4 protein-coding genes are annotated in these 2490 nt (G+C 52.0%); 3 read left to right on the top strand and 1 reads right to left on the bottom strand.

Going from position 1 to position 2490, the window contains the following annotated elements; genetic code table 11:
• Nucleotides 1-471 precede the first annotated feature (471 nt).
• On the bottom strand, nt 472-621 hold the full coding sequence (locus L7A20_RS11780; protein ID WP_237223673.1) for a hypothetical protein: 150 nt from the start codon (nt 619-621) through the stop codon (nt 472-474).
• An 81-nt stretch (nt 622-702) separates the two neighbouring features.
• Here L7A20_RS11780 and L7A20_RS11785 point away from each other — a divergent pair, with 81 nt between their 5' ends.
• From L7A20_RS11785 to L7A20_RS11795, 3 genes are all read left to right on the top strand, one after another.
• Nucleotides 703-1077 carry a hypothetical protein gene (locus L7A20_RS11785; RefSeq protein ID WP_237197848.1) on the top strand — a complete coding sequence of 125 codons (375 nt, stop codon included), beginning with the start codon at nt 703-705 and terminating at the stop codon, nt 1075-1077.
• A complete protein-coding gene (locus L7A20_RS11790) occupies nt 1074-1487 on the top strand; it encodes a hypothetical protein (RefSeq protein WP_237197850.1) in 414 nt (137 codons plus the stop codon). The genes L7A20_RS11785 and L7A20_RS11790 overlap by 4 nt, the downstream gene beginning before the upstream one ends.
• Before the next feature lie 133 nt (nt 1488-1620).
• Nucleotides 1621-2490 (top strand): RHS repeat-associated core domain-containing protein (locus L7A20_RS11795; RefSeq protein WP_336603576.1); only part of this gene is annotated, 870 nt, incomplete at its 3' end.

Genomic DNA, 2490 nt, shown 5'->3' on the forward strand with positions numbered 1-2490 from the left:
GCTGAGGTCTAGGCCTTGTTCTTTGGCTTGGGTGATGAGGTTTTGGGCGAGTTGGTGTTCTGTTGTCATGGTGTTATTTTCTCCTGTTGGGGTTGGGAGGGTTTACACCGTTTTCCTGACAGTCCCTTTTCACCAGTTCAGGAATCAGAAGTTGGTCCTTTAAAGTACGTGCTGCAGGAACACGAGCCTTAGCGGCGCGGTAGCCGCGTGAGGTGATGAAACCACCAGCGAGGTTTTCTTGTAGTGCGGTGCAGATGTTCTCAACCCCGAAACGGTTCCTATACCTATCGATATAGCGGATCATGATCGGGCTGGACGGTCGAGTTCTGCCGCGAAAAAAGCTGATGCTGTTCGTAGAATCTCGTTGGTTCGCTTGAGCTCGGCGTTTTCTTTGCGTAGGCGTCGGTTTTCTGCTGCCATATCAGTGGTGGTGCCGGGGGTGTTGCCAGCATCGATTTCGGCTTGTTTGTGCTATTTTTGCAGGGTTTCGGGGCTGATGCCGAGGCGTTCTCCGATGTTTCGGCAGGCGGTGTAGATGCCTGTGTCGGGGTTGTTTTCGAGGTGGTCGGCCAGTAGGCGTAGGGCTCTTGTTTTGAGTTCTTGGGGGTATTTGGTGGGCATGGGTGAAGTTCCTTTGCTCTTTTTTGTTTGTTTCCAATGTACGGGGTCGGAACTAAACCCAGTACATATCATAGTAATAATTTGGCGTATGGTTTAGGTGATTTTCAGGAGCATACTGTGGGTGGTTATGTTCGGGCGACGGTTTCTGGTTTGGGGGTTGGGGTGTTGTCGCCGAGGGTAACGCCGTTGAGGCAGCAGGCCATTGGTAGAGCTAGTGTTGATGCCGGCTTAGTGGAGAAGGGTCTTAACGGTGTGAAAGGCTTTGCTATAGATAGGGCTGCTGATTTTGGTTTGGGTATGGGTAATTATGCAGTGACACCGCAGGAAGAAGAGCTGAAGATATCTGATGCTTTGAAGGATGGTTTCAAGTCTGCTGTGAGCGGTGGTTCTGGGATGGTGAGTTCTGGTGCTGCTGATAGTATTCGAGCGGCAACACCGAAAGTGGTAGGGGAATGATGGCAAGAAATTCTAAAACAAAAGGTTCGGGTCAGACGCGGAAGCAGAAGATTTTTTCGTCTCTAGCGTTTCTGGTATCGATATTTATTTTTGTAGGTATTCCTTTAGGGGAGAAGTACCGGCAGGCTAATGCTGTGGATCAGCAATGCACCATTGTCTCTGCTGAGGTTTCAAGTAGTCGTAGTGGTACTGGTGGTTTATCGACTTCAAGTACGAAGTTGAAGATTCGTACGGAGGAGTGTGGGACTGTCTATGTTTCTAAGGTTTTGTCTCCTTCTCCTGCTGGGTCTTGGGATGAGATGGCTGCTGAGTTGGATGGGTATCGGGGTCAGCAGGTGGTGTTGGTGTTTCCTCCTTTTCAGTTGCCGGCTGAGGGGGATGCTGTGAATGGGTATGGGTATCGTTTGTAGGTGATGCGGGGTGTTGGTGTCTTGTTGGGTGCCAGCACCGCCTTCCTTTTATCCTCATAGCCAGGGACGGCGTCGTCCTGATTGTTTACTAGAACCTTTCTTCTTCTGTTTCGCCTGTCTCTCGGATACCACCGTGTCTGTTACCTCCTCTTCGTCTTCTGCTGCTGTCCCTGGTTTTGGGGTGACGGTTGCTGGGTCTTTGCAGGTTGCTGGTCTGGAGATTCTGGGGGCTCGTGTGTATGACCCGGTAGCTCGTGGGTTTATGTCTGTTGATCCGCTTGCCTCCCCAGCTGGTGCTGGTTGGGGTGCGAATGTGTATGCGTTTGTGGGTAATGCTCCGGTGGGTTTGGTGGATCCGTGGGGTTTGTCTCCGATGACGGCTGGGGAGTTTCGGGAGTATCGGCAGGATAGTTCTGCTCGTGCTTGGGAACGTCTAGGTGGGCAGCTACATCGATGGGCTGATGAACACGCAGAAGCTATCGCTACCGCTGCTATTATTGCCGGGACCGTAGTTTCTGTTGCTGCCCTGGTAGCTACCGGGCCGGTTGGGCTGATTGTTGCTGGCGCTGTAGGTGGCGGTTTGCTCTCTGGTGGTTTGTCTATTCTGACAAATAAGAATACTGATGGAACTGTGGACTGGAAGAAGGTTGGTCTGGACACCTTGATTGGTGGTGTTGCTGGTGGCCTTGGAGGTGCTGCGGTGTCTGTAGTGGGTAAGGTAGGTTCTGCGGTGAATGCGGCTCGTGCTGGGCGGTTTGCGACGAAGGCTGAGGCTGCTGGTGCTAAGGCTTTTAGTTTGGGGCAGAAGGCTGCTAATTCTTCGGTGGTTAATCCGATGCGGTATGTGAATACTGTGCGTTCTTCTCATGCTGGGCGGAAGGCTGCTGCTTGGGCTGCTCGTTCGGATGAGTTGGGTCAGGTTGCTGCTCATTATGGTGATCTGGGTGGTTATGCTCGTTCGCTTTCTGGTCAGACGGTGCAGAGTGTTACTTCTAATGTGGCT

Source organism: Rothia nasimurium (assembly GCF_928381415.1).
In the GTDB taxonomy this organism is placed as follows: Bacteria; Actinomycetota; Actinomycetes; order Actinomycetales; family Micrococcaceae; genus Rothia; species Rothia nasimurium_H.

Bases quoted from the DNA above. Each gene is read 5' to 3' on its own strand.
- L7A20_RS11780 (WP_237223673.1), bottom strand. From the start codon at position 621: ATGCCCACCAAATACCCCCAAGAACTCAAAACAAGAGCCCTACGCCTA.
- L7A20_RS11790 (WP_237197850.1), top strand. From the start codon at position 1,074: ATGATGGCAAGAAATTCTAAAACAAAAGGTTCGGGTCAGACGCGGAAG.